The 25,679-nt window shown below is 64.0% G+C and carries 20 protein-coding genes and 2 pseudogenes; 19 read left to right on the forward strand and 3 right to left on the reverse strand.

The window, feature by feature from the left end:
* Nucleotides 1-15: 15 nt before the first annotated feature.
* On the reverse strand, nucleotides 16-858 hold the full coding sequence (locus tag GGD61_RS18215; RefSeq protein ID WP_177237117.1) for an IclR family transcriptional regulator: 843 nt from the start codon (nucleotides 856-858) through the stop codon (nucleotides 16-18).
* Between the two features lie 200 nt (nucleotides 859-1,058).
* A complete protein-coding gene (locus GGD61_RS18220; RefSeq protein WP_095426484.1) occupies nucleotides 1,059-3,188 on the reverse strand; it encodes an acetate--CoA ligase family protein in 2,130 nt (709 codons plus the stop codon).
* 351 nt (nucleotides 3,189-3,539) lie between these two features.
* On the opposite strand from GGD61_RS18220, the gene GGD61_RS18225 reads away from it, so the two are divergent.
* The 6 genes from GGD61_RS18225 (at nucleotide 3,540) to GGD61_RS18250 (ending at nucleotide 9,266) form a co-directional block, all read left to right on the forward strand.
* On the forward strand, nucleotides 3,540-4,235 hold the full coding sequence (locus tag GGD61_RS18225; RefSeq protein ID WP_161966556.1) for a GntR family transcriptional regulator: 696 nt from the start codon (nucleotides 3,540-3,542) through the stop codon (nucleotides 4,233-4,235).
* A gap of 66 nt (nucleotides 4,236-4,301) precedes the next feature.
* A complete protein-coding gene (oxc, locus tag GGD61_RS18230; RefSeq protein ID WP_183230977.1) occupies nucleotides 4,302-6,035 on the forward strand; it encodes an oxalyl-CoA decarboxylase in 1,734 nt (577 codons plus the stop codon).
* Nucleotides 6,036-6,100: 65 nt separating this feature from the next.
* Entirely contained in the window at nucleotides 6,101-7,378 is a 1,278-nt protein-coding gene (frc, locus tag GGD61_RS18235) for a formyl-CoA transferase (protein WP_018315863.1), read from the forward strand.
* A 281-nt stretch (nucleotides 7,379-7,659) separates the two neighbouring features.
* Nucleotides 7,660-7,857: a hypothetical protein gene (locus tag GGD61_RS18240; protein ID WP_018315862.1), complete on the forward strand. Its 198-nt coding sequence runs from the start codon at nucleotides 7,660-7,662 to the stop codon at nucleotides 7,855-7,857.
* A 144-nt stretch (nucleotides 7,858-8,001) separates the two neighbouring features.
* Complete coding sequence (locus GGD61_RS18245) at nucleotides 8,002-8,691, forward strand: hypothetical protein (RefSeq protein WP_092256429.1); 690 nt, start codon at nucleotides 8,002-8,004, stop codon at nucleotides 8,689-8,691.
* Nucleotides 8,692-8,822: 131 nt separating this feature from the next.
* The gene (locus tag GGD61_RS18250; RefSeq protein WP_092256432.1) at nucleotides 8,823-9,266 is read left to right on the forward strand and encodes an SRPBCC family protein; all 444 of its coding nucleotides are present in this window, start codon (nucleotides 8,823-8,825) and stop codon (nucleotides 9,264-9,266) included.
* 230 nt (nucleotides 9,267-9,496) lie between these two features.
* Here the strand turns inward: GGD61_RS18250 and GGD61_RS18255 are convergent, their stop codons facing one another.
* The gene (locus GGD61_RS18255; protein ID WP_092256435.1) at nucleotides 9,497-10,828 is read right to left on the reverse strand and encodes an Hsp70 family protein; all 1,332 of its coding nucleotides are present in this window, start codon (nucleotides 10,826-10,828) and stop codon (nucleotides 9,497-9,499) included.
* A 398-nt stretch (nucleotides 10,829-11,226) separates the two neighbouring features.
* On the opposite strand from GGD61_RS18255, the gene GGD61_RS18260 reads away from it, so the two are divergent.
* From GGD61_RS18260 to GGD61_RS18320, 13 genes and pseudogenes are all read left to right on the forward strand, one after another.
* Nucleotides 11,227-11,364: a hypothetical protein gene (locus tag GGD61_RS18260; RefSeq protein WP_018315855.1), complete on the forward strand. Its 138-nt coding sequence runs from the start codon at nucleotides 11,227-11,229 to the stop codon at nucleotides 11,362-11,364.
* 456 nt (nucleotides 11,365-11,820) lie between these two features.
* Entirely contained in the window at nucleotides 11,821-12,825 is a 1,005-nt protein-coding gene (locus tag GGD61_RS18265) for a tripartite tricarboxylate transporter substrate binding protein (RefSeq protein WP_018315854.1), read from the forward strand.
* Nucleotides 12,826-12,909: 84 nt separating this feature from the next.
* Entirely contained in the window at nucleotides 12,910-13,407 is a 498-nt protein-coding gene (locus GGD61_RS18270; RefSeq protein WP_092256893.1) for a tripartite tricarboxylate transporter TctB family protein, read from the forward strand.
* A gap of 42 nt (nucleotides 13,408-13,449) precedes the next feature.
* Nucleotides 13,450-14,949, forward strand: a complete 1,500-nt coding sequence (locus GGD61_RS18275; RefSeq protein WP_028143032.1) for a tripartite tricarboxylate transporter permease — start codon at nucleotides 13,450-13,452, stop codon at nucleotides 14,947-14,949.
* 405 nt (nucleotides 14,950-15,354) lie between these two features.
* Nucleotides 15,355-16,644, forward strand: coding sequence for an oxalate/formate MFS antiporter (gene oxlT / locus GGD61_RS18280; protein WP_026201561.1), 1,290 nt, complete (start codon nucleotides 15,355-15,357; stop codon nucleotides 16,642-16,644).
* Between the two features lie 260 nt (nucleotides 16,645-16,904).
* Nucleotides 16,905-18,239 (forward strand): oxalate/formate MFS antiporter, encoded by a 1,335-nt coding sequence (gene oxlT, locus GGD61_RS18285; protein WP_092256441.1) that lies wholly within the window; start codon nucleotides 16,905-16,907, stop codon nucleotides 18,237-18,239.
* A gap of 177 nt (nucleotides 18,240-18,416) precedes the next feature.
* A complete protein-coding gene (locus GGD61_RS18290; protein ID WP_018315849.1) occupies nucleotides 18,417-18,845 on the forward strand; it encodes a CBS domain-containing protein in 429 nt (142 codons plus the stop codon).
* 98 nt (nucleotides 18,846-18,943) lie between these two features.
* A pseudogene (locus tag GGD61_RS18295) lies at nucleotides 18,944-19,962 on the forward strand (2-dehydropantoate 2-reductase).
* Nucleotides 19,963-19,973: 11 nt separating this feature from the next.
* Complete coding sequence (locus GGD61_RS18300) at nucleotides 19,974-20,747, forward strand: fumarylacetoacetate hydrolase family protein (RefSeq protein ID WP_177237102.1); 774 nt, start codon at nucleotides 19,974-19,976, stop codon at nucleotides 20,745-20,747.
* Between the two features lie 589 nt (nucleotides 20,748-21,336).
* Nucleotides 21,337-21,534: a hypothetical protein gene (locus GGD61_RS18305; protein ID WP_018315845.1), complete on the forward strand. Its 198-nt coding sequence runs from the start codon at nucleotides 21,337-21,339 to the stop codon at nucleotides 21,532-21,534.
* Between the two features lie 47 nt (nucleotides 21,535-21,581).
* Nucleotides 21,582-22,232, forward strand: a complete 651-nt coding sequence (locus tag GGD61_RS18310) for a hypothetical protein (protein WP_092256450.1) — start codon at nucleotides 21,582-21,584, stop codon at nucleotides 22,230-22,232.
* 1,328 nt (nucleotides 22,233-23,560) lie between these two features.
* Nucleotides 23,561-24,555, forward strand: a pseudogene (locus GGD61_RS18315) (NAD(P)H-dependent flavin oxidoreductase).
* 25 nt (nucleotides 24,556-24,580) lie between these two features.
* A complete protein-coding gene (locus GGD61_RS18320; RefSeq protein WP_092256456.1) occupies nucleotides 24,581-25,552 on the forward strand; it encodes a zinc-binding dehydrogenase in 972 nt (323 codons plus the stop codon).
* Nucleotides 25,553-25,679 lie beyond the last annotated feature (127 nt).

The raw sequence follows: 25,679 nt of genomic DNA on the forward strand, positions 1-25,679 counted from the left end.
GCCCGGGTTCCCCAATTAGCGCGGTATCGGCATCACCCCGCCGAGCGCGACCGTCAGCTCGCCGGCGACCTCGCGCACGATTTGGCCAATCTCCGGCAGCCTGTCGTCGGTCAGGCGGCTGGTCATGCCTGAGACGGAAATCGCCGCGAGCGGCTCGGCGCAGTCGTTGTAGACCACTGCGGCAATACAGCGCAGCCCCATGCAGGCCTCTTCATCGTCGAGCGCAAAACCTTGCTTGCGGATTTTTTCGAGCTCCTTGAACAGGTCGCTCGGCCGCACGATCGATTTCTCGGTCAGCCGGGGCATGCCGTGATGGCGGATGACGGCGCCGACGTCCTCATCGGAATAGGTTGCGAGCACGGCCTTGCCGACGCCCGACGTCACCATGGGAACGCGGCCGCCGACCTGGGTCAGCGAGCGCATGATCTCGCGGCTCTCCATGCGGGTCAGCACGATGATGAACTCATCGTCGACCACGGCGAGATTGGCGGTCTCGCGGGTGAGATCACGCAGCTTGCGCAAGTAAGGAATCGCCTGCGTGGAGAAATTACGCCGCCGCGCGAAGCTCGCGCCGACCGTGAAGGCGCGCGAGCCGACGTGCCATTTGGATTCGGCGCGGTCGAACTGCACGAAGCGGCGGCTTTCCAGCGTCGCCAGCAGGCGGTGCACCGTGGAAGCCGACAGGCCGGTGCGCACCGCCAGATCGCTGAGGCGATAGCCTTCGTCGTCCTCGGCCAGCGTTTCCAGGATCGACAGCGCGCGATCGACGGACTGCACGCCGCCGTCGCGCGTGTCGTTATCGGCCTCCGATGCCGATCGAGGCTCGAGCGATTTGCGCCGGATCACGTTCTTGCTCATCGCGACCTGCATTCGTTCTTCTTCCCCTCTCCCCGCTTGCGGGGCCGAGACGAGCTCCGCTCGCTCTGAGAGGGTCAGGGTGAGGGGGAGCCTCCGCAAGGACGGCAGCAGTCAGACTCGCGGAGAGTCCCCCTCACCCGGAATTTGCTGCGCAAATTCCGGCCTCTCCGCGCGTGCGGGGAGAGGCGAACATCAACGTCTCAGAGCAGCCCTGCCCCCCGCGCCCATTTGTACTTGGCGCCGAGGACCTCGACCGGCAGCTCGGTCGAGTAGGCGTAGGCCGGAATGCCGTTCTGGTAGAGATATTCGGCGGCTTCCTCGACCTCGACGTCGCCGGCGAGCGAGGCGACGATCGGCTTCACGAAGCCTTTCGCCTCCATCTCCTTCTTCACCTCGACCATGTTGCGGGCGAACACCATCGGCGGCGTGACGATGGTGTGCCAGTAGCCGAGGATCAGCGAATGGATGCGCTCATCGGAGAGGCCGAGCTTCACCGTGTTGACGTAGGTGATCGGAGGCTCGCCGCCGGTGATATCCACAGGATTTCCGGCAGCCCCGAACGGCGGGATGAACTTGCGGAAGGCCGCATCCAGATCCGCCGGCATCGACATCAGCGACAGGCCGTTGTCGACGCAGGAGTCCGACAGCAGCACACCGGAGCCGCCCGCACCGGTGATGATCAGCACGTTCTCGCCCTTCGGCGTGGGCAGCACCGGCACGCCGCGGGCGAATTCGAGCAATTGCCGCAAGCTGCGGGCCCGGATCACGCCGGACTGCGCCAGGACGTCCTCGTAGATCTTGTCGTTACCGGCGAGCGCGCCGGTGTGCGACGAGGCCGCCTTGGCGCCGGCCGAGGTGCGGCCGGCCTTGAGCACGACGACCGGCTTCTTCTTGGAGACGCGCTTGGCGGCTTCCGCGAACGCGCGACCGTCCTTGAGGTCTTCGCAGTGCTGCGCGATCAAATTGGTGTTCGGATCCTGCTCGAAGAAGGCGAGCAGATCGTCCTCGTCGATATCGGACTTGTTGCCGAGGCCGACGATGGCCGAGACGCCCATCTTGGCCGAGCGCGAGAAGCCGATGATGGCCATGCCGATGCCGCCCGACTGCGACGACAGCGCCGCGTGGCCCTTGACGTCGTAAGCCGTGCAGAAGGTCGCGCAGAGATTAGCGGGCGTATAGTAGAAGCCGTAGATGTTCGGCCCCATCAGGCGGATGTCGTACTTCTTGCCGACCTCGACGATCTCGGCCTGCAGCTCGGGCGCACCGGCCTCCGCAAAGCCCGACGGAATCAGCACCGCGCCCGGGATTTTCTTCTCGCCGCATTCGGTGAGCGCCGCCGCGACGAACTTCGCGGGGATCGCGAACACCGCCGTGTCGATCACGCCAGGCACGTCCTTGACGCTCTTATAGGCCTTGTAGCCGAGGATCTCGGCGGCCTTGGGGTGGATCGGGTAGATGTCGCCCTTGTAGCCGCCGTTGATGAGGTTCTTCATCACGGAATTGCCGATCTTGCCGTCCTCGGCGGAGGCGCCGACCACGGCGACCGCCTTCGGCTGCATGATGCGGCTCATCGCCGCGACAATCTCTTCGGTCGGGCGCGGCTTCGGCTTCGGCACATAGGCGAAGTCGACGACGATGCGCACGTCGGCGGCGGTCGCGCCCTTCGCCGTCGCGAACACAGGATTGAGGTCGAGCTCGACGATCTCAGGGAAATCGGTGACGAGCTGCGAGACCTTGACGATGACATCGGCGAGGGCGTTGCGGTTCACCGGCTCGCCGCCGCGCACGCCCTTCAGGATCTCGTGCGCCTGGATGCCGTCGAGCATCGAGAGCGCGTCTTCCTTGGTCGCGGGCGCGAGGCGGAAGGTGATGTCCTTGAGCACCTCGACCAGCACGCCACCGAGGCCGAAGGCGACGAGCTTGCCGAACGAGCCGTCGGTGATCGAGCCGACGATGACCTCGGTGCCGCCAGCCAGCATCTGCTGCACCTGGACGCCGTCGATCTTGGCATCGGCCTTGTACTTCCTGGCGTTGCCGAGAATGGTCTCATAGGCCTTCTCGGCATCTTCGGCGGTCTTGAGGCCGACGATGACGCCGCCGGCTTCGGTCTTGTGGAGAATGTCCGGCGAGACGATCTTCATCACGACCGGGAAGCCCATCGACGAGGCCATCTTGCCGGCCTCGCCCGCCGACTTCGCCACGCCCTCCTTCGGCACCGGAATGCCATAGGCGTCGCAGACCAGCTTGCCTTCCGGGGCCGTCAGGCTGGTGCGGTTGTCCGCCTTGACCTGGTCAAGCACCTTGCGGACGGCTTCTTTGGAATTGGACATGTGGCTTCTCCCTTGACCTCAGTTCGTTCTTTTCAAAGCGCGCGCGTGGTTTTGCGGCTGCCCGTGATGCTTGCCATTCGCCGCGCTCTGTTCCATTCCGCGGAACGGAGCGGCATAAGCGCCAGACTACTCCGCCGCCGTGGATCAAAAATGGCTGGCGATGGCATTTGGTATGCCAGAAGCCAACTTGTCAAGCTGCAGCATTGCTTGGAACGCCGCAAAAAATAGCCAGCTTGACATTCTGGCATGTGGTATGCCAAAAACTTTCCCGTTAATAATCCTGTAAAAGACGACTCCCACTGGAGGAGATTCGTCGTGTCACTGCGGAAACCAACCAAGGCGTTGCCGAACATGGCCGAGGCAGATATCGCAATCGTTCGTATTGCCCCGGAGAGCAGCTTCAAGAACAAGGCGTATGACGCCTTGAAGGAAGCCATCCTCAGGATGGACATCTATTCGACGCCCGAGCCGGTGATGCTCGACGAGCGCGCGCTGTCCGAACGTCTGGGTGTCAGCCGCACCCCGATCCGCGAAGCGATCGCGATGCTCGAGCAGGACGGCTTCGTGAAGACGGTGCCGCGCCGCGGCATCATGGTGGTGCGCAGGACCAAGAGCGAGATCGTCGACATGATCCGCGCCTGGGCGGCGCTGGAGAGCATGGCCGCGCGCCTCATCACCACCACTGCGCGCAAGAAGGACATCACGGCGCTGCGCGACTACTTCAAGGACTTCGGCAAGGACCGCCTGCCCGAGGATCACGTCGAGGAATATTCGCGCGCCAATATCGCCTTCCACCAGGCGCTGATCTCGCTGTCGGAATCGCCGGTGCTGGTCGATCTCACCAACGACCTGCTGCTGCACGTGCGCGGCTATCGCCAGCTGACCATCGGACGCAAGGACCGCACCGCGACCTCGCTGCCCGAGCATCTCGGCATGATCGAAGCACTGGAGGCGCGCGACACCGAGCTCGCCGAGAAGCGCGCCCGCGACCACACTCTCGGCCTTGCCGCTTACGTCGAAGCGCACGGCCAGGAACTGTTTACTTAACCAAGCAACGTTCACCAGAAGGGCGAACAATTCGCCCCACTATCTGAGACCAGGGAGACAAGGCCCATGCTGAATACCGCGACCAAGTCCGAGGCACCGGGCACCGAGCAGGAGCTGACGGATGGCTTTCATCTCGTCATCGACGCGCTCAAGCTGAACGGCATCACCACCATCTATAATGTGCCGGGCATCCCGATCACGGATTTGGGCCGCATGGCGCAGGCCGAGGGCATTCGCATGATCTCGTTCCGCCACGAGCAGAATGCCGGTTATGCGGCGGGCATCGCCGGCTACCTCACCAAGAAGCCCGGCATCTGCCTCACCGTCTCCGCGCCCGGCTTCCTCAATGGTCTCACCGCGCTCGCCCACGCCACCACCAACTGCTATCCGATGATCCTGATCTCGGGCTCGTCCGAGCGCGAGATCGTCGACCTGCAGCAGGGCGACTACGAAGAGATGGACCAGCTCGCGATTGCGAAGCCGCTGTGCAAGGCGGCCTATCGCGTGCTGCACGCACAGGACATCGGCATCGGCCTGGCCCGCGCCATCCGCGCTGCTGTCTCGGGCCGTCCGGGCGGCGTCTATCTCGACCTGCCGGCCAAGCTGTTCGGCCAGGTGATGAACGCCGATGCCGGACGGAAGTCGCTGGTCAAGGTGATTGATGCTGCGCCCGCGCAGATCCCCTCGCCCGCTTCGGTCAAGCGTGCGCTCAACGTGCTCAAGAGCGCCAAGCGTCCGCTCATCATCCTCGGCAAGGGCGCGGCCTACGCGCAGGCCGACGAGGAGATCAAGACCTTCGTCGAGAAGAGCGGCGTGCCCTTCCTGCCGATGAGCATGGCCAAGGGCCTCCTCTCCGACACCCATCCGCAATGCGCAGGCGCTGCCCGCTCGACGGTGCTGAAAGAGTCCGATGTCGTGCTGCTGATCGGCGCGCGGCTGAACTGGCTGCTCTCGCACGGCAAGGGCAAGAACTGGGGCGAAGCGCCCAAGAAGTTCATCCAGGTCGATATCGAGCCGCGCGAGATGGACTCCAACGTCGAAATCGTCGCGCCCGTCGTCGGCGACATCGGCTCGGTCGTCTCTGCCTTCAATCAGGCGATGGGTACGGGCTGGACCGCCCCGCCCGCCGAATGGACCAAGGCGATCTCGTCCAAGCGCGAAGAGAACGTCGCCAAGATGGCGCCGAAGCTCATGAACAACAAATCGCCGATGGACTATCACGGCGCGCTCGGCGTGCTGAAGAACGTCATCAAGGAGTACCCCGAGGCGATCCTCGTCAACGAAGGCGCCAACACGCTCGATCTCGCCCGCGGCGTCATCGACATGTACCGCCCGCGCAAGCGTCTCGACGTCGGCACCTGGGGCGTGATGGGCATCGGCATGGGCCAGGCGATTGCCGCCGCGCTCGAGACCGGCCACCCCGTGCTCGCAGTGGAAGGCGACTCGGCCTTCGGCTTCTCCGGCATGGAGGTCGAGACCATCTGCCGCTACAACCTTCCGATCTGCGTCGTGATCTTCAACAACGACGGCATCTATCGCGGCACCGACGTCAACGGCGCCAACGCCGATCCGGCAACGACGGTATTCGTCAAGGGCGCGCGCTACGACAAGATGATGGAAGCCTTCGGCGGCGTCGGCGTGAATGCCACCTCGCCGGACGAGCTCAAGCGAGCCGTCAACGAAGCCATGAAGTCCGGCAAGCCGACGCTCATCAACGCGGTGATCGATCCGGCCGCGGGCTCGGAGAGCGGCCGCATCGGCAACCTCAATCCGCAGAGCGTTCTGCAGAAGAAGAAGTAAGTCCACCCCTCAACCCTTAATTCCCTGCGGTTGGCGGGGGCAGACACAGAGTACGGAGCAACACGATGACCAAAGCGCTTACGGGCGTTCGCATTCTCGACTTCACCCACGTTCAATCAGGACCGACCTGCACGCAGCTGCTCGCCTGGTTCGGTGCCGACGTGATCAAGGTGGAACGTCCGGGCGTGGGTGACATCACCCGCGGCCAGCTGCAGGACATCCCGAACGTGGACAGCCTGTATTTCACCATGCTCAACCACAACAAGCGCTCGATCACGCTCGACACCAAGAACCCCAAGGGCAAGGAAGTCCTCACCGAGCTGATCAAGAAGTGCGACGTGCTGGTGGAAAACTTCGGCCCCGGCGTGCTCGACCGCATGGGCTTCCCCTGGGAGAAGATCCAGGCCATCAACCCGAAGATGATCGTCGCCTCGATCAAGGGCTTCGGCCCCGGACCGTACGAAGACTGCAAGGTCTATGAGAACGTCGCGCAGTGCACCGGCGGCGCCGCTTCCACCACCGGCTTCCGCGACGGTCTTCCGCTCGTCACCGGCGCGCAGATCGGCGACAGCGGCACCGGCCTCCACCTCGCGCTCGGCATCGTCACCGCGCTCTACCAGCGCACCGTCACCGGCAAGGGCCAGAAGGTTACGGCTGCGATGCAGGACGGCGTGCTCAACCTCGCCCGCGTCAAGCTGCGCGACCAGCAGCGCCTCGCCCATGGCCCGCTGAAGGAATACAGCCAGTACGGCGAAGGCATTCCGTTCGGCGACGCCGTGCCGCGCGCCGGCAATGATTCCGGCGGCGGCCAGCCCGGCCGCATCGTCAAGTGCAAAGGCTGGGAGACCGATCCCAACGCCTACCTCTATTTCATCACCCAGGCGCCGGTCTGGGAGAAGATCTGCGACGTGATCGGCGAACCCGGCTGGAAGACCCATCCCGACTACGCCAAGCCGCCGGCCCGGCTGTCGCGCCTCAACGAGATTTTTGCGCGCATCGAGCAGTGGACGATGACCAAGACCAAGTTCGAGGCGATGGAAATCCTCAACAAGGACGACATCCCCTGCGGCCCGATCCTGTCGATGAAGGAGATCATCGAGGACCAGTCGCTGCGCGCCACCGGTACCTTGGTCGAAGTCGACCACCCCACCCGCGGCAAGTACATTTCGGTCGGCAACCCGATCAAGCTGTCGGATAGCCCGAGCGACGTCGAGCGCTCCCCGCTGCTCGGCGAGCACACCGACGAGATCCTGCGCTCCGTGCTCGGCTTCAGCGACCACCAGGTCGCCGACATCCACAAGTCCGGCGCGCTCGACCCGCCGCAGAAGCAGGCCGCGGAGTAAGCGGACCTATCAGTGAACGACGAAAGGCCGCCGGTTTCGGCGGCCTTTTTGTTTCGGACCGAAGGAACTGAACCACACGCCGGCCGTTACTCCTTCGACCGGCATGCTCTCAGAAGTGCGAACGTGCCGCCTCCACGGCGAGTGACCAAACCTCGCGCCAAACCGCCCAGCACTGAAGGATTGTCCACCCTCCCGTTCAGAGGGTGACTAATCCGCTCGCAAGCGGGTGGCGTCGCGTTCGGCGCTCGCGGGCCACGCCCATTGATCGAAGTGAGGTCGAAATGTTGAGAGATCAATCCTCTGATCGGGCCAGGCGTGAAGCCAACAAGGCGTTCAAGCCTGTCAAGACGCAGAAGCCCATGACTGACTATGCGAAGCACCAGCACTCCCTCAACGAGAACCGCGAGCGGCTCAAAGCAGAGCGATTGGCCCGCGAGGCAAAGTCGAAAGAGCTGCTCGAAAAAGGCTTGCCCGAATAGGAAGCGTAGGTTTGAGGCGACTACGCGAAGCCTCCTCTGGCGAAACACTTAGGAGTTGAACGAGGAACGGCTGCGGAATTGTGGCTTCCGTTGACGCGGCGTAGACATTCGGGCTGATCTTGCTGCTCAGGATGGGAGGTCACCATGTCACTACTGGGCAAGGCCGCCGTCGCGATGTGGTGGAGCGTTCGCCCCGAGCAGCGCACCGAGTTCGGCGACTGGCATTCGCATGAACACTTCCAGGAGCGGATGAGCATTCCCGGCTTCCGGCGCGGGTCGCGATGGACCAGCACGACAGACGCCGAAGGTTTCTTCGTGCTCTACGAGCTCGAACAATACGAGGTCCTCACGTCGAAGGGATATCTCGACCGGCTCAACGCGCCAACGCCGTGGTCGACCAGGATGATGCCGCATCATCTCGGCATGGTCCGCAGCCAGTGCCGGATCGTCGCGAGCTTTGGCGGAGGTGTGGCGACCTCGCTTGCCACCATCAGGCTGTCGCCGGAAGCCGGACAAGATGCGCAATTGCAGACGCGCCTCTCGGAAACGCTCAGCGCATTGGCGCTGCAGCCGGGGCTGACAGGCGCCCACCTCCTCTTCACCGACACGCCTCGCACGAGCGCGCCCACGACTGAACAACAGATCCGCGGCAAGGACGGCGCTGCCGACTGGATCGTGCTGCTCTCAGGCTACGATGCCGATGTGGTTGAGGCTGTGATCGCCAGCCCGCTTTCGCCAGGATCGCTTGGCGATCTCGGCGCACAGAACAATGCGACGATCGGCCGCTACAGGCTGGCATTCACGATGACGCCACAGGATGTCGCAGCGACCTAGCAACCCGGCCAGAAGGACCGCCGACAAAAAAAGAGATGCCATGTCGGATCGGCGCCTTCCCGGTCGTCCTCGTGACATGAATGGGCCATAGACGCCAATCTCGGGCCCATCAATCACTGAGGATAACAACCATGCCCAACACGATCCGCCTGCATCGCGTTCTCGCCACCAGCCCGCAAAAAGTCTATCGCGCTTTCCTGGAGGCCGATGCGATGGCGAAATGGCTGCCGCCGAACGGCTTCACCTGCACCGTGCATCATTTCGAGCCCAAGGTCGGCGGCACGTTCAAGATGTCGTTCCGGAATTTCACGACGGGCAACAGCCATTCGTTCGGCGGCGAATATGTCGAGCTCGTGCCCGGCGAACGCCTTCGCTACACTGACAGGTTCGACGATCCCAACCTGCCCGGCGAAATTCAGGTCACCGTGATCCTGAAGAAGGTCTCGGTTGGCACCGAGATCGACATCACGCAGGCCGGCATCCCCGACGTGATCCCGCCGGAGGCCTGCTATCTCGGCTGGCAGGAATCCCTGCGCAATCTGGCGAAGCTGGTCGAGCCCGAGATCAATCAGTAGCGACGGCCTTGACGTCGTAGGGTGGGCAAAGGCGTAACTGCGCCGTGCCCACGATCTTCCGATACGGCGACAGACGCGTGGGCACGCTTCGCTTTGCCCACCCTACGGCACTGGTCGAGCCGATGCGCCGTTCTACCCACGCCGTCATTGCGAGCGTAGCGAAGCAATCCAGAGTGTTTCCGCGGAGGGATTCTGGATTGCTTTGCTGCGCTCGCAATGACGGAGAATCGTTAAGCCCCCGCCTTCGCCTCGAGCCCGCCGCCGGCAGTCCAGCGGTCCGGGTTGGGGCTGTGCCCGATCAAGGCGAGCCCATAGGCGATCGACTCGAACTGGTCGCCCGACATCAGCCGTTCGTTGCCGAACCGCTCGGCGAACAGTTTTCGCACCGCCGGTACGAAGGACGTGCCGCCGGTCAAGAACACCTTCTCGATCTCGTGCGCGGTGATGCCGGCTTCGGCCAGCACCTTGTCGACGGTGGCCCCGAGCCGGGCGATGTCGTCGGCGATCCACGATTCGAAATTCTTCCGCGTGATGGCCGCGCCGATGTCGACGCCGCCGCCCCTGAAGCGGAAATCCACCTCGTCCTGGGCCGACAGCGCGACCTTGGCATTTGACACTGCACGGTACAGCGAAAAGCCGAGGTCGAGATCGACGATGGTGATGAAATCCTCGAGCAGCTTCGGCTTCAGCGCGGTGCGCGCAAGCTCCCTGAGCTCGCGCAGATCGCCGTTGCTCTTCATCATCGCAAGTTGATGCCAGCGCGCGAGGTTGGTGTAATGGCCGCTGGGGATCGGCAGCACCTTGTCGAACGAGCGGAAGCTGGAGCCCTTGCCGAGCCGCGGCGAGACGACGTGGTCGACGATCCGGTAGTCGAACGTGTCGCCGGCAATGCCGATGCCGGCGTGGCCGAGTGGCTCGGCGCGAAGGCTGCCGCCCGCGCGCGAGAAGCGCATCACGGAGAAATCGCTGGTGCCGCCGCCAAAATCCGCCACCAGCACGGTGGCATCGCGCTCCAGCCTTCGGGCAAAGGAGAACGCGGCGCCGACGGGCTCGTAGACGTAGCGCGCGTGGCCGGCGCCCAGGCGCTCGAACGCGGCGCGGTAGCGCTGCATCGCCAGCTCTTCATCGGGATTGCCGCCGGCGAAGCGCACCGGGCGGCCGACCGTGATGGTCGAGGTCTCGAAGCCGAACCTGTCGCCGCCATGGCGCGCCAGCGTCCGCAGGAACGCCGCCAGAATATCCTCGAACTTGAATCGCTGCCGGAACACTTGCGTGGTGTTGAAGCTGCTGCTCGCCGCAAACGTCTTGAACGATTGCAGGAAGCGGTAGACGTGGCGTCCTTCGAGGAATTGCTCGATCGCCCAGGGGCCGCCTTCGGCCTGGGCACCGGCGCCCGGCCGGTCCTCCCAGAAGCACAAAGCCGATACATAGACGCTATGGCGCTGTCCGCCGTGGTCGAAGCGGATGGCCTCGACCCGGCGGTCGTCCGCGGCAAGGGCGACGACCGTATTGCTGGTCCCAAAATCGATGCCGATCGAGACGGCGGGCGAGGCGCTCGACATGAACCACTCTGACAGATGATTGGAAGGGGGCAGACCACTAGCGACTTTGACCTGCCCTGCCAAGCCTTGCCCTGCCAAGAAAGCCCTTGCCCTGCAAAGCCCTCGGCCATTGAGGCTCGCGTCAAGTTCGCGCCGGAGGGCACCGTTTTCCGCATCAATCGTATGAATTTGCCTCTGATCGATATGCTTTCGGCGTCCGAAGATGGCGTCTAAGACGGAAAAGCCTCTTTTGGTGGGCCTTTTAAGCCCGAACCGGCCGGATTAACCCGGCATTATGCTGCAATGCGGGACTTTGTATGCTGCTATGCAAACAAACGCGTAGACAGTGGCATCTGGTATACATAGTTTCATCCCCAGACGAGACGCCAAGATCGATCGTCTCAAGAAAGGGAATTCCAATGTCCAAGACCGCTTCCGTCGCTTTCGCCCCCTCCTCCTCGCTGTTCAGCCGCTTTATGGCTGCGGTCGATCGTTTCCTGATGGCGAGCGCCGCGATCTCGAACCACAACGGCGACCTGCCGCGTTTCGGCCTGTAAGAAAGGCCTTTCTCGCGCAGCCGAAACGGCGCGCGGCCGGCAATCGCAGGCGCTACGTTTGATAATGGCCCCCTCGTCGGGGCCATTTTCTTTTGGTCCCGCTTCGCCCGCGAACACAACTGCGACGATTGGTCCGCCGATCTGGCCAGCTGTCCAATTGTGAGCCAGCTGGTATCTCGCATACCATTCGACAACCAAAAACGATTGCACGACCAAGGTGCTAAATGGGGATGCAGAGCGCGGGACAGGAACGGCCAAGGACATGGCACGTTTGCCAATCATGGCGGAGCCTTAGCCCAAAGGAGCGGATGTCGCGCCGTGTCCCCGCTCATAAACTTCTGGTTGGTGAGGCTGCAATGGGAGATCGACCGCAAAGGTGACCCCAAGCGTGTGAATCCGGATGGGCTGACGCGAGCCGGCAAAGAACGGCCGCGTTTCGACAGGGAGTGAAACGAGATGAAGTCATTCGTTCTGAATGTCGCTTTGGCGGCAATGGCGATGTCGTGCGCAGGCAGCACCGCAAGTTTTGCGGCCTGGGAGCCGGTTCGTCCGGTCGAGTTCATCGTGCCCGCGGGCACCGGTGGCGGCGCCGATCAGATGGCACGAACCATCCAGGGCATCGTCACCAAGCATAATCTCATGAAGCAGCCGCTGGTCGTCATCAACAAGGCCGGCGGTGCAGGCGGCGAAGGCTTTCTCGACGTGAAGACGTCGTCGGGCAATCCGCACAAGATCATCATCACGCTCTCGAACTTGTTCACGACGCCGCTGGCGACGGGGATTCCGTTCAACTGGAAGGATTTGACTCCGGTCGCGATGCTGGCGCTGGATGAATTCGTGCTCTGGGTGAATGCCGAAAAGCCGTACACCAGCGTCAAGGATTATGTCGACGCCGCGAAGAAGGCACCAAGCGGCTCGTTCAAGATGGGCGGCACCGGCTCGAAGCAGGAAGACCAGATCATTACGGTCGGCATCGAGAAGGCAATCGACGCGAAGTTCACCTACATCCCCTACAAGGGCGGCGGCGAGGTCGCGGTTCAGCTCGTCGGCAATCACGTCGATTCCACCGTCAACAATCCGATCGAGGCGGTCGCGCAATGGCGCGGCGGCAAGCTCCGTCCGCTCTGCGTCTTCGACGCCCAGCCGATGGCCTATGACGAGCCGATCGCCGAGGGCAAGGCCTGGAAGGATATTCCGACCTGCAAGTCGCAGGGCCTCGCGATGGAATATCTCATGCTGCGCGGCATCTTCATGTCGCCCAAGGCCACCAAGGATCAGGTCGAGTATTACGTCGAGCTGTTCAAGAAGGTTCGCGCCACGCCGGAATGGCAGGATTTCATGAAGAGCGGCGCCTTCAACACGACCTTCCTGACCGGGGCCGACTACGCCAAGTGGGTCGAGGCGGAGGAGAAGCGGCACGAGGGCTTGATGAAGGAAGCCGGTTTCCTCGCATCGAATTGAGCCACGGCATCGATGACGGCCGAGGATGCTGTCGTCCTCAGGCCGTCGGCGAATGCGACGACTGCATTTCTGCGCGGAGGTCTCATGACTGAACGATCCGGATCCGAATCTGGCCCGGCACACAAGACGATGGAAATCGGCATGGCGCTGTTGATCGGCGCCTTTGGTCTCGTCGTGATCTTCGGCAGCCTGAAGGCCGGCATCAACTGGGGCGCGGAGGGTCCGCGAGCCGGGTTCTTCCCCTTCTATGTCGGCGCCGCAATCGTCGGCGCCAGCGCCATCAACCTGTGGCACGCGCGACGCGACGACGACGGCCGCCTGTTCGCGGAATGGGGACAGCTTCGCCAGGTCATGAGCGTCGTCGTACCCACCGCGATCTATGTCGGTTCGATGCCGTTCATCGGCCTCTACATCGCCTCGATGGTCTTCATCGCCTGGTTCATGCGCTGGCTCGGCGGCTATCGCTGGCTGACGGTCATCGCGGTGGCGGTCGGCATGCCGGTGGTGACCTATCTCGTTTTCGAGCGCTGGTTCCTGGTCCCGCTTCCCAAGGGGCCGTTCGAGGAATGGCTCGGTCTGTAAGGGCCACGCATTCATTCAATTGCTGCTGCAGGACGTATCGATATGGAAGAGTTGGCCAATCTATTTCACGGCTTCGCGGTCGCCCTGCAGCCCTATAACATCATGCTGATGATCATCGGCATCACGCTCGGGGTCATCATCGGCGTGCTGCCGGGGCTCGGGGGCGCCAACGGCGTGGCGATCCTGCTTCCCCTGACCTTCAGCATGCCGCCGACATCGGCGATCATCATGCTGTCATGCATCTACTGGGGCGCCTTGTTCGGCGGCGCCATCACCTCGATCCTGTTCAACATCCCCGGCGAGCCATGGTCGGTGGCGACCACCTTCGACGGCTATCCGATGGCGCAGCAGGGCAAGCCCGGCGAAGCCCTGACCGCCGCCTTCACCTCCTCCTTCGTCGGCGCGCTGTTTGCCGTCATCATGATCACGCTGGTCGCGCCGCTGGTCGCGGGCTTTGCGCTGCGATTTGGTCCGGCGGAGAAGTTCGCGGTGTACTTCCTCGCCTTCTGCAGCTTCGTCGGCCTCAGCAAGGAGCCGCCTTTCAAGACCATCGCGGCGATGATGATGGGCTTCGCGCTCGCGGCGGTCGGCCTCGATTCGATCACCGGGCAATTGCGGCTCACCTTCGGCGTCACCGAGCTGCTCAACGGTTTCGACTTCCTGATCGCCGTGATCGGCCTGTTCGGGATCGGCGAGATTCTGCTGACCATGGAGGAAGGGCTCGCCTTCCGCGGCGGCAATGCCAGCATCAACCTTCGCGTCGTGCTTCAGACCTGGCGCGAGCTGCCCACCTACTGGATGACTTCGCTGCGCTCCTGCCTGATCGGCTGCTGGATGGGCGTCACGCCCGCCGGAGCGACGCCGGCCTCCTTCATGAGCTACGGCATCGCCAAGCGCCTGGCGCGGCGCGGCAACAATTTCGGCAAGGGCGAGATCGAAGGCGTGATCGCGCCGGAGACGGCCGCGCATGCGGCGGGCACCTCGGCGCTGCTGCCGATGCTGTCGCTCGGCGTGCCCGGCTCGCCGACGGCTGCCGTGCTGCTCGGCGGCCTCCTGATCTGGGGCCTGCAGCCGGGCCCGATGCTGTTCGTCGAGCAGAAGGAATTCGTCTGGGGCCTGATCGCCTCGATGTATCTCGGCAATCTCGCCGGCCTCATCGTCGTGCTCACCTGCGTGCCGCTCTTCGCCGCGATCCTGCGCGTGCCGTTCGGCATCATCGCCCCGCTGATCCTGGTGCTGTGCGCGATCGGCGCCTATTCGGTGCACAACAGCACCTTCGACGTGATGCTGATGCTGGTGTTCGGCGTGCTCGGCTATCTCCTGAAGAAATGCAACTACCCGCTCGCACCTCTCGTGCTCGCCATCGTGCTCGGCGACAAGGCGGAGGAAGCCTTCCGCCAATCGCTGCTGGGATCGCAGGGCTCGCTCGGGGTGTTCTTCTCCAACGGCCTCGTCAGCACCATCATGGCGCTCGGTCTGGTCGCCCTGTTCTGGTCCGCGATCCAGGAAGGCTACAGCCGGCTCCGCATGTCGATGGCGTGAGGCGCGCGCCGGCGCAATCGCGTCGGCGGCCGCCGTTGAACCCGGCCATGCGGCCGAACTTCTGGAATACAGAATTCCACGACGCAGCAGTCACGGCATAGCCGCGCACCGATGTGCGAGGGGGCCGCGCGCTCGACCGACCCAGAAGCTGAAAATTGTGGATGCGTAGGTTCCCACCAGCTGCTTGCGGCTTCGCCGCAACGGGGAAGACTTCTCACGAAATCAATGCGTTGATCGCAGGCCGAAAGCGAATTGGGCTTTACAATCGCCCGGCCATGGCGCATGTGATAAAGCCGCGATATTTCGCCGCACCCTCCAGTCCTTCGCTTGAATCTTGGCATAATGAATACCAGGATGCGGCCAGCGCACGCATAAAAATGATCGGCGCCTTCGGGAGGGTTTTTTATGACAGACATGGTGCAGTCAACAGCGGCCCCAAGCGTCGCGCGCGTCAGCGACGCCTATCGCTGGACGCAGTTGGCAGTTGGCGTCGCCGCGATGGTGATGATCGCCAATTATCAGTACGGCTGGACGTTCTTCGTCCCTGACATCCAGAAGAAGTTCGGCTGGGATCGCGCGTCGATCCAATGGGCCTTTACACTCTTCGTCCTGTTTGAGACCTGGCTGGTCCCGGTCGAAGGATGGTTCGTCGACAAATACGGTCCGCGCATCGTCGTGCTGGTTGGCGGCGTGCTCTGCGCCATCGGCTGGGCGATCAACGCCCAGGCCACCTCGCTCAACGGCTACTATCTCGGCATGATCATCGCCGGCATCGGCGCCGGCGGCGTCTACGGCACCTGCGTCGGCAACGCGCTGAAGTGGTTTCCGGACAAGCGCGGTCTTGCCGCGGGTATCACCGCCGCGGGCTTCGGTGCGGGCTCCGCGCTCACCGTCGCGCCGATCCAGGCCATGATCAAGGACAGTGGATTCCAGACCACCTTCCTCTATTTCGGCCTCGGACAGGGCATCATCATCTGCATCCTCGCCTTCTTCCTGCTCGCGCCGAAAGCAGGCCAGGTGCCGACCGTGGTGGCCAATGCCAACCTGCTGCAGACCCGGCGCAACTACCAGCCGACCGAGGTGCTGCGTCAGCCGATCTTCTGGCTGATGTACTTCATGTTCGTGATCGTCGGCGCCGGCGGCTTGATGGTGACGGCCAACCTGAAGCCCATCGCGGCCGACTGGAAGGTCGACAACGTGCCGGTCACGCTGATGGCGGTGACGATGACGGCAGTGACGTTCGCGGCCACCATCGACCGCGTGCTCAACGGCCTGACGCGTCCGTTCTTCGGCTGGATCTCCGACATGATCGGCCGCGAGAACACGATGTTCATCGCCTTCGGCATGGAAGGTTTCGGCATCTGGATGCTCTACCTCTGGGGCCACGATCCGATCTGGTTCGTGCTGCTCTCGGGCTTCGTGTTCTTCGCCTGGGGTGAGATCTACTCGCTGTTCCCCTCGACCTGCACCGACACGTTCGGCGCCAAGTTCGCGACCACCAATGCCGGCCTGCTCTACACCGCGAAGGGCACCGCCGCGCTGCTGGTCCCGATCGGCAACTACATGCAGCAGTCGTCGGGCACGTGGGACAGCGTGTTCATCATCGCGGCCGGTGCCAACATCCTGGCTTCGCTGCTGGCGATCGCGGTGCTCAAGCCCTGGCGCAAGGTCGTGGTGGCCAAATCGACCATCTGACACGCTCCATCACAGCTCTTCATCAAGCAGACGCCCGGCCTCACGGCCGGGCGTTTTCGTTTTGGCGACGTCTTGCAGCGCCGTTCCCCTCCAATGGAACCGCAGATTTGTGACAATCCGCCGCAGTTAGGGCTTGCATTCTGGAATATGGTATACCAAGCTCCGTGCCGCGCTTGCGACGATAAGCCACAACATTTGCGACACTGGGTCATCTTGCCATCCAAAGTCGCGATCAATCAGGCGCGTTGGGAGGTTTCTTGATGATTTCCAGCACGGACGGCGCCGTCACGGCCGCGCCTCTTCGCACCGGTTTCCGTTGGCTCCAGCTCGTCATGGGCATCGTCTGCATGGCGATGATCGCCAATTTGCAATATGGCTGGACGCTGTTCGTCGATCCGATCGATGCGGCCCACCACTGGGGACGCGCCGCGATCCAGCTCGCCTTCACCGTCTTCGTCGTCACCGAGACCTGGCTGGTGCCGATCGAAGCCTGGTTCGTCGACAAATACGGCCCGCGCATCGTCGTCATGTTCGGCGGCGTGATGATCGCGCTGTCCTGGATTCTCAACTCCTATGCCGACAGTCTCACTTTGCTCTACGCGGCCGCGATCATCGGCGGCATGGGCGCGGGCGCGGTGTACGGCACCTGCGTCGGCAACGCGCTGAAATGGTTTCCCGACCGCCGGGGCCTTGCCGCCGGCGCGACCGCGGCCGGCTTCGGCGCCGGCGCCGCGCTCACCATCGTGCCGATCGCAACCATGATCGCATCGAGCGGCTATCAGCACGCCTTCTTCACCTTCGGCATCGGCCAGGGCGTGATCGTGTTCGTGCTCGCCTTCTTCATCCAGCCGCCGCGGCTCTCGATCCCGCCGAAGAAGAAGCAGCTCAACCTGCCGCAGACCAAGATCGACTTCACCCCGCCGCAGGTGCTGCGCAGCCCTATTTTCTGGGTGATGTATCTCGTCTTCGTCATGGTCGCATCCGGCGGCCTGATGACAGCGGCGCAGATCGGCCCGATCGCGCACGACTTCAAGATCGCCGACACCCCGGTCACGCTGGCCGGCTTCCAGATGGCGGCACTGACCTTCGCGATCTCGCTCGACCGCATCCTCGACGGCTTCGGACGCCCCTTCTTCGGCTGGGTCTCCGACACGATCGGCCGCGAGCACACCATGTTCATCGCCTTCGGCACCGCGGCGCTGATGCTGCTGACGCTGTCGGCTTACGGCCATGTCCCGGTCGTGTTCGTGCTCGCGACCGCGGTGTATTTCGGCGTGTTCGGCGAGATCTACTCGCTGTTCCCCGCGACCTGCGGCGACACCTTCGGCTCGAAATTCGCGACCACCAACAACGGCATGCTCTACACCGCGAAGGGCACCGCCTCCCTGCTCGTCCCGCTCGCCAGCGTGATCTCGGCGACCTACGGCTGGAAGGCCGTGTTCGTGGTCGCCGTCGCCTTGAACGCGACGGCGGCGCTGACGGCGCTGTTCGTGATCAAGCCGATGCGCCGCTCCTTCATCCTCGGCAAGGAAGTCGAGAGCGCGAACATCGCAACCGGCAGCGCCAAGACCACTGCAAAGACCGAGACGGCGTAGCCGCCACTTACATTGCAGGGATCGACCAAGGGGCGCAGCGATGCGCCCCTTTTCTTTTTCGCGCACGGCAAACGTCAGTATTACTGTCGCAAGATTTTTCGGATCGCCCAAACCAGCGCTTGACGATTGGCATTATGTATACCACACTTCTCGCAACATTCACCCAGGGAGGTTGCAATGCTGGTCGGAGACATTCTGCGCAAGAAGACGCCGCGCGTTGTCACGGTGCGAATGAACGAAACGGTAGGTATCGCCGCCAAGCTGATGCGCGCCAACAACATCAGCGCTCTCGTGGTCAAGGACGTGGTCCGCTCCGAGGGTAATACCGCCGTCGGCATGTTCACCGAGCGCGACGTGGTGCGCGCCGTCGCCGAGCACGGCGCGAACGCCGTCAACGTCAAGGTCTCGCAGCTCGTCTCGGTGCAGCAGCTGGTGTCCTGCAGCTCCAGCGATACGATCGAGCAGGTCCGGCATCTGATGAACCGGCATCACATCCGCCATTTGCCTGTCATCGACGATTACAGCCTCGTCTCCGTCATCAGCATGCGCGACATCGCAGCTGCCATGGACGAGGCCATCAACGGCAAGCCGCAAGCGGCAGCCTGAAGCGACGCACTCTTCCCCTGTGACTACCGGCCGGCTCGGACGCGTTCGAGCCGGACCGGATCTTTCGTCCCAAAATTCCGGTCTCCCGCGAGGATTTCATGAAGATCTGCATCTACGGCGCCGGCGCATCGGCGGATATCTCGGGGTTCAGCTTGCGCGCGCAGGCGCCGATGTCAGCCTCATCGCGCGCGGCGCGCACCTTGCCGCAATGCGCGAGCGCGGCCTGACGCTGCTCGCGGGCGAGGAGAAGCACACCGTGCATCCGCGCTGCACCGACGATCCCGCCGAGCTCGGCGCGCAGGACTACATCATCATCACGCTGAAGGCCCATTCCATCACCGGCGTGATCGAGAAGATGCAGCCGCTGCTCGGGCCGCACACCCGCATCGTCACCGCCGTCAACGGCATCCCCTATTGGTACTTCTACAAGCACGGCGGCCAATACGAGAATTCGACGCTGGAGAGCATCGACCCCGGCGGGCGGCAGTGGCGCGAAATCGGCGCCGAGCGCGCCATCGGCTGCATCGTCTATCCCGCCACCGAGATCGAGGCGCCCGGCGTGATCCGCCACGTCTACGGCAACAACTTCCCGCTCGGCGAGCCCTCCGGCGAGATCACCAGCGACGTGCAGCGCCTCGCGGATCTGTTCGTCGCGGCCGGGCTGAAGGCGCCGGTGCTCGACCGCATCCGCGACGAGATCTGGCTCAAGCTGTGGGGCAATGTCTGCTTCAACCCGATCAGCGCGTTGACCCATGCAACGCTCGACGTGATCTGCACCGATCCGTCTACCCGAGCGCTGTCGCGCGCGATCATGGTGGAGACACAAGCGATCGCCGAGACCTTCGGTGTCAAGTTCCGCGTCGACGTCGAGCGCCGCATCGAGGGCGCCCGCAAGGTCGGCGCGCACAAGACCTCGATGCTCCAGGATCTCGAGCGCGGCCGCCCGATGGAGATCGACCCGCTCGTCACCGTGGTGCAGGAGATGGGCCGCCTCACCGGCATCGCGACGCCCGCGCTCGATTCGGTGCTGGCGATGGTGACCCAGCGCGCCCGCATCGCCGGGCTCTATGACGGCGTTTCGACGCCGTCAGATCCCCGCGCACTGGCGGTGGCGTGATGGCGGGCGAGATGAAGCAGTGGCTGCGCTTCCGGAATAATGGCGCGACCGGTTTCGGCACGCTGACGTCATCGGGCATCAGCGTGCACGAGGGCGAGATGTTCGGCCGCAACACCGCGACCGGCAAGATCCTGGCGCTGTCGGAGGTCGAGCTGCTGGCGCCTTGCGCGCCCAGCAAGATCGTCGCGCTCTGGAATAATTTCCACGCGCTCGCCGCCAAGCTGAACCAGCCCGAACCGCCGGAGCCGCTTTATCTGCTCAAGGCCACCACCACCATCACGACGCCGGGCGCCGTGATCCGCCGTCCCTCCTATTACGACGGCAAGACCACCTATGAAGGCGAGCTCGGCATCGTCATCGGCAAGACCTGCGCGCGTGTCTCCCCCAGCGAAGCCAACAGCTTCATCTTCGGTTACACCTGCGTCAACGACATCACCGCCAACGACATCCTGACCAGCGACCCTACCTTCCCGCAATGGGCCCGCGCCAAGGGCATCGACGATTACGGCCCGTTCGGTCCCGTCATCGCAACCGGCCTCGATCCGGCCAAGCTGACCGTCCGCACCATCCTCAACGGCGCGGAGCGGCAGAACTACCCGATCTCCGACATGATCTTCTCGGCGCAGCAGCTGGTCAGCAAGATCTCCCACGACATGACCCTGCTCCCCGGCGACCTCATCGCCGTCGGCACCTCGGTCGGCGTCGGCGTGATGAAGGAGCCGGTCAACACCGTCACCGTCGCGATCGACGGCATCGGCGAGCTCACCAACGAGTTTCGGCTGTAGCCGCGAACACCGTCCCGTAGTCCGGATGAGCGCAGCGACATCCGGGACGGCTCTTCGCTTGGTCCCGCATGCGCTACGCTCGTGCGGGCTACTCACTTATTCTCGCTGCAGCGCGGCAAAATTGATCCGGCGCAAATCGCGCCAGCACGGCCGCCTTATCCTTCCCGGCAGTCAATTTCTGACGCCAGGGAGGATGCCATGACGAATGCAGGTAATGCACTTTTGTGGACAGCTCTGTACTTTGCTCTCGCGTTCGGTGCGATCTTCGCGGTCTGGTTCGCCGACAAGATGCGCTCGAACTTCCTCGGGAAATGATAGCGCGCACGGCGCCGCAGTCCGGATGAGCCAAGCGACATCCGGGACGGACGACCCGCAAAGCACCCCGGATATCGCTACGCTCTTCCGGGCTACGGCACCGCGGTCCGCACTCCGAAACATCCAGACACATCACATCTGCGCGCGTCAGAGATATGCCGCCAACATGTCGCGGGGGTGCCGCACTGTCGTCGCATTCCGCCGCCCTTCTGTGAGGCGTGTCTGGGGGGCACGGCACTGCCGTGTTTGGACCAAACCTTCTAGGGGTATCGCTGTGAAGAAGATTGTAATTGCTCTGGGTGCCACGCTTGCTCTGGTGACGGCTGCGAACGCTGCGGATCTGCCGCGCCGCCAGCCCGTGCCGGTCTATCCGGCCGAGCAGGCGCCGATCGGCAAGATGCCGATTGGCAAGAGCCCGGTTGGAAAGGCCCCGATCGGCAAGGCGCCCGGCCCGGTCGCTGCGCGTTACTGAAACGCAAGCAAGACTAGCGTAAGCGGCCGACAGTCGAGGGGCACAGCGTGACGAACAAACCTGATCGATCGGGACCCTGCATCCTTGCGGGGTTCGCCCTCGCGGCCATGATCGCGTGTACGACGCCCTCGGCCTCGGCCCACGAAGCGAACAAGCGCGTTGCTGACGCCAACGCGCTTGCCACGACCGACTCCACATCGCGGCCTCAGCCGCAAGCGGCGCGGCGCTCCGTCGCGCGTGTGGAGAAGGGTCCCTATTACGTCGACTTCCGCGCCCGCACGGCCGCGAGCTGGGGCCATGCCTTCGTCTGGTACGGCAAGACCAGCGAGAAGGCGGTCGAGGTCGCAGGCCTCACGCCCGCCGGCGACACGCTGGCTTACGTGCTCGGCCACATCACCTTCGTGCCGTCGGAGACCGGTGCGAGCTACGGCGATCTCGATCCGGAATATCTGACCGCGAGCTACCGCGTCTATCTGAACGAGGCCGACGCCAAGCGCGTGTTCGCCTACATCAAGAAACTGCAGGCGAGCTCGCCGGTCTGGAACGCCGAGACCACCAACTGCACCGGCTTCATCGGCGACATCGCCGAGTTCATGGGCCTGAAGGTCCCGTATCGCTGGCAGCGCCCGGAAAACTTCGTCAACAGCCTCAAGGACATGAACGGCGGCCGCCAGATGGTGCGGCTGTCGGCGGAGTAGCTGCCCTGTAGCGGCGGCCTCGTAGCCCGGATGGAGCGAAAGCGAAATCCGGGACCGCCTTCGCTCGTCGCACAGGCCCCGGATTGCGCTACGCTCCATCCGGGCTACGAACCCGCCGCCGTCACCTCCGGCGTCATTGCGAGGCAAGCCCTTGCGAAGCAATCCAGAGTGTTTCCGCGGAGGGATTCTGGATTGCTTCCGCCTTCGCCAAAGGCTTCGGCGGACAAGTCGCTGCGCTCGCAATGACGGTGGTTGACGCAGCGGTGCGCATAGCGCTCCGACACGTTCGGAGCGCCCTCGCCCGTCGGGCAAAACACCCGCCAATTTCTCCACTGTGCTTGTCAATCCCCGCCCGCCAAAATATTCCACTTTACCGAAATTCGGATTTGTCGTACACACAAGCCACCCTGGCCCGAGACAAGGGGCGGATCGCGATCGTCACGAACCGCGGGCCGGGGTGCGATGGACGCGACGGCGTCGGGCGCGAGCAGCATTGCAGGGCGGGAAACCGTGAGCAAAGCGCTTCGCGCATACGACCCGGCGCCGACAGCGTCTTCGCATGGCTTCGGGCGTGAGCACGCGCCAGCACTCGAAGCGACATGCGAAGACGTGCGCGGACGGTCAAGTCGTGTGGTCCTGACGCCCGGGGTCTGTGCGTCAAGTCCTGCGGTGATGTGGCGGCCAACCGGTGCGCGCATCAATCATCCGCAAGGCGACGGGGGCAATAGTGCATCGCTCCCCGGGGAGAGCACGAAGTACGCCGTAAACCATCGCGCAGGGAAGGCCGGGCGTTCGGCTCACCTGTGGTCCACCCCGTGTGCATCTTTTTCGCGCACGGACTTACGGGTGCCAGCCGGCGCCCGGCCTTCCCTGCGCCCTTGTCTTTCATGAGGGCAACGCGACGAAGCAAAGCTCGGGCGCAGATGCCGCGAGAGCGCGAAGGTGTGTCTGCGACGAGCACAAACTGCTTATTGCCGCGGGTCCAAATCTATGATCGTCCCTGAGGTGCGCGCTCAGGGGCGCATCGCGCCACCGAGCAAGCCTCGAAGGGCGACAGCCCGGCTTTCGCAGCGTGGCCGTTCATCCTTCGAGGCTTGCTGCACCTTGCTTCGCACCGTGCAGCTCGCACCTCCAGCGACAACCGCTTCGCGGTTGCGCGGGGATGACGGAACAAAATTATCCGCCCCGCGGAATCATCCCCACCGCCCGCATGATCGCCCCGCCCCCACCGCACGCCCGCGCAATAGACATTTCCCGACCCGGGCGGCATCCTTGCGCCATCAACCGACAACAGAGCCTGCGGGCCATCCCAGGGGGACACACACGTCATGTTGCAGACACGGTTCACGAAACTCGTCGGCGTCGAGCACCCGATCGTCCAGGGCGGCATGCAATGGGTCGGCCGCGCCGAGCTGGTCGCCGCCGTTGCCAATGCCGGCGCGCTCGGCTTCATCACGGCGCTGACCCAGCCGACGCCGGAGGATCTGACCAAGGAGATCGCGCGTTGCCGCGACCTCACCGACAAGCCGTTCGGCGTCAACCTCACCATCCTGCCCGCGATCAAGCCGCCGCCCTATGCCGAATACCGCGCCGCCATCATCGAGAGCGGCATCAAGGTGGTCGAGACCGCCGGCAACAAGCCGCAGGAGCATGTCGACGAGTTCAGGAAGCACGGCGTCAAGGTCGTGCACAAATGCACCAGCGTCCGCCATGCGCTCTCGGCCGAGCGCATGGGCGTGGACGCCATCTCGATCGACGGCTTCGAATGCGCCGGCCATCCCGGCGAGGATGATACGCCCGGCCTGATCCTGATCCCCGCCGCCGCCAACAGGATCAAGATCCCGATGATCGCCTCGGGTGGCTTTGCCGACGCCCGCGGCCTCGTCGCCGCGCTGGCGCTGGGCGCCGACGGCATCAACATGGGCACGCGCTTCATGGCGACCAGCGAAAGCCCGATCCACCAGCTCATCAAGGAGAGAATCGTCGCCAATGACGAGCGCGAGACCGAGCTGATCTTCCCACCATGCGCAACACCTCGCGCGTCGCCAAGAACGAGATCTCGACCAAGGTCGTCGCGATGGAGAAGGAAGGCGCCAAGTTCGAGGACATCCGCGACCTCGTCGCCGGTGCCCGCGGCAAGATGGTCTATGCGACCGGGAATTCCGACGAAGGCATCTGGTCGGCCGGCCAGGTGCAGGGCCTGATCCAGGACATCCCGACCTGCGCCGAGCTCATCTCCCGCATCGTGCGCGAGGCGGAAGCGATCATCCGTAGCCGGCTCGAGGGCATGATCGTTCAGCCGCAACGCGAAGCCGCCGAATAATCACCGCAAGAAGCGAGAGCAATCCATGAAGGCTTACGTCTACGGCCCTGAGGGCGCTAGGATTTCCGACGTCGCTCAACCAAAGCCGAAAGGCACGCAGGTGCTGGTGCGCGTCCGCGCCTGCGGGCTCAACCGCGCCGACACCGGCATGCGCAAGGGGCACGCCCACGGCGCGGCCGGCGGCGCCGGCACCGTGCTCGGCATGGAATGGGCCGGCGAGGTCGCCGAGCTCGGGCCGGATGCCAAGGGCGTCAAGATCGGCGACCGCATCATGGGCTCGGGCGGCGCGGCATTTGCCGAGTACACACTCGCCGATCACGGCCGGCTGTTCCGCGCGCCCTCGAACATGAACTTCGAGGAAGCCGCCACCCTGCCCGTCGCGCTCGCGACCATGCACAACGCCGTCGTCACCGTCGGTGGCGTGCAGGCGGGCCAGAGCGTGCTGATCCAGGGCGCCAGCTCCGGTGTCGGCCTGATGGCGATGCAGATTGCAAAACTCAAGGGCGCAAAGCTCGTGATCGGCTCGTCGACCGACGCCACGCGCCGCGGCCGGCTGAAGGAGTACGGCGCCGACCTCGCCGTCGACAGCTCCGATCCGAAATGGGTCGACGAGGTGCTGAAGGCGACGAACGGTGAAGGCGTCGACCTCATCGTCGACCAGGTCTCGGGCAAGGTCGCGAGCCAGAACCTTGCGGCGACCAAAGTGAAGGGCCGCATCGTCAATGTCGGCCGGCTCGGCGGCACCCATGCCGATTTCAACTTCGACCTGCACGCCGCGCGCCGCATCGACTATGTCGGCGTCACCTTCCGCACCCGCACCATCGAGGAGGTCCGCGAGATCTTCGAGGAGGTCAGGAAGGACATCTGGGGCGCGGTGGAGTCGCGAAAACTGCAGCTGCCGATCGACCGGGTGTTCGCATTCGACGACATCGACCAGGCGTTCGAGCACATGGAGGCGAACAAGCATTTGGGGAAGATCGTGGTGACGGTGCCGTAGAGCGCCGACAGCGGTCCCGTAGGGTGGGCAAAGCGAAGCGTGCCCACGATCTGTATCCATCACGGACGAATGGTGGGCACGGCGCCAACGCGCCTTTGCCCACCCTACGAGGCCGGAGCAAGACCGG

The organism is Bradyrhizobium sp. SBR1B (genome assembly GCF_014198205.1).
Lineage (GTDB): Bacteria > Pseudomonadota > Alphaproteobacteria > Rhizobiales > Xanthobacteraceae > Bradyrhizobium.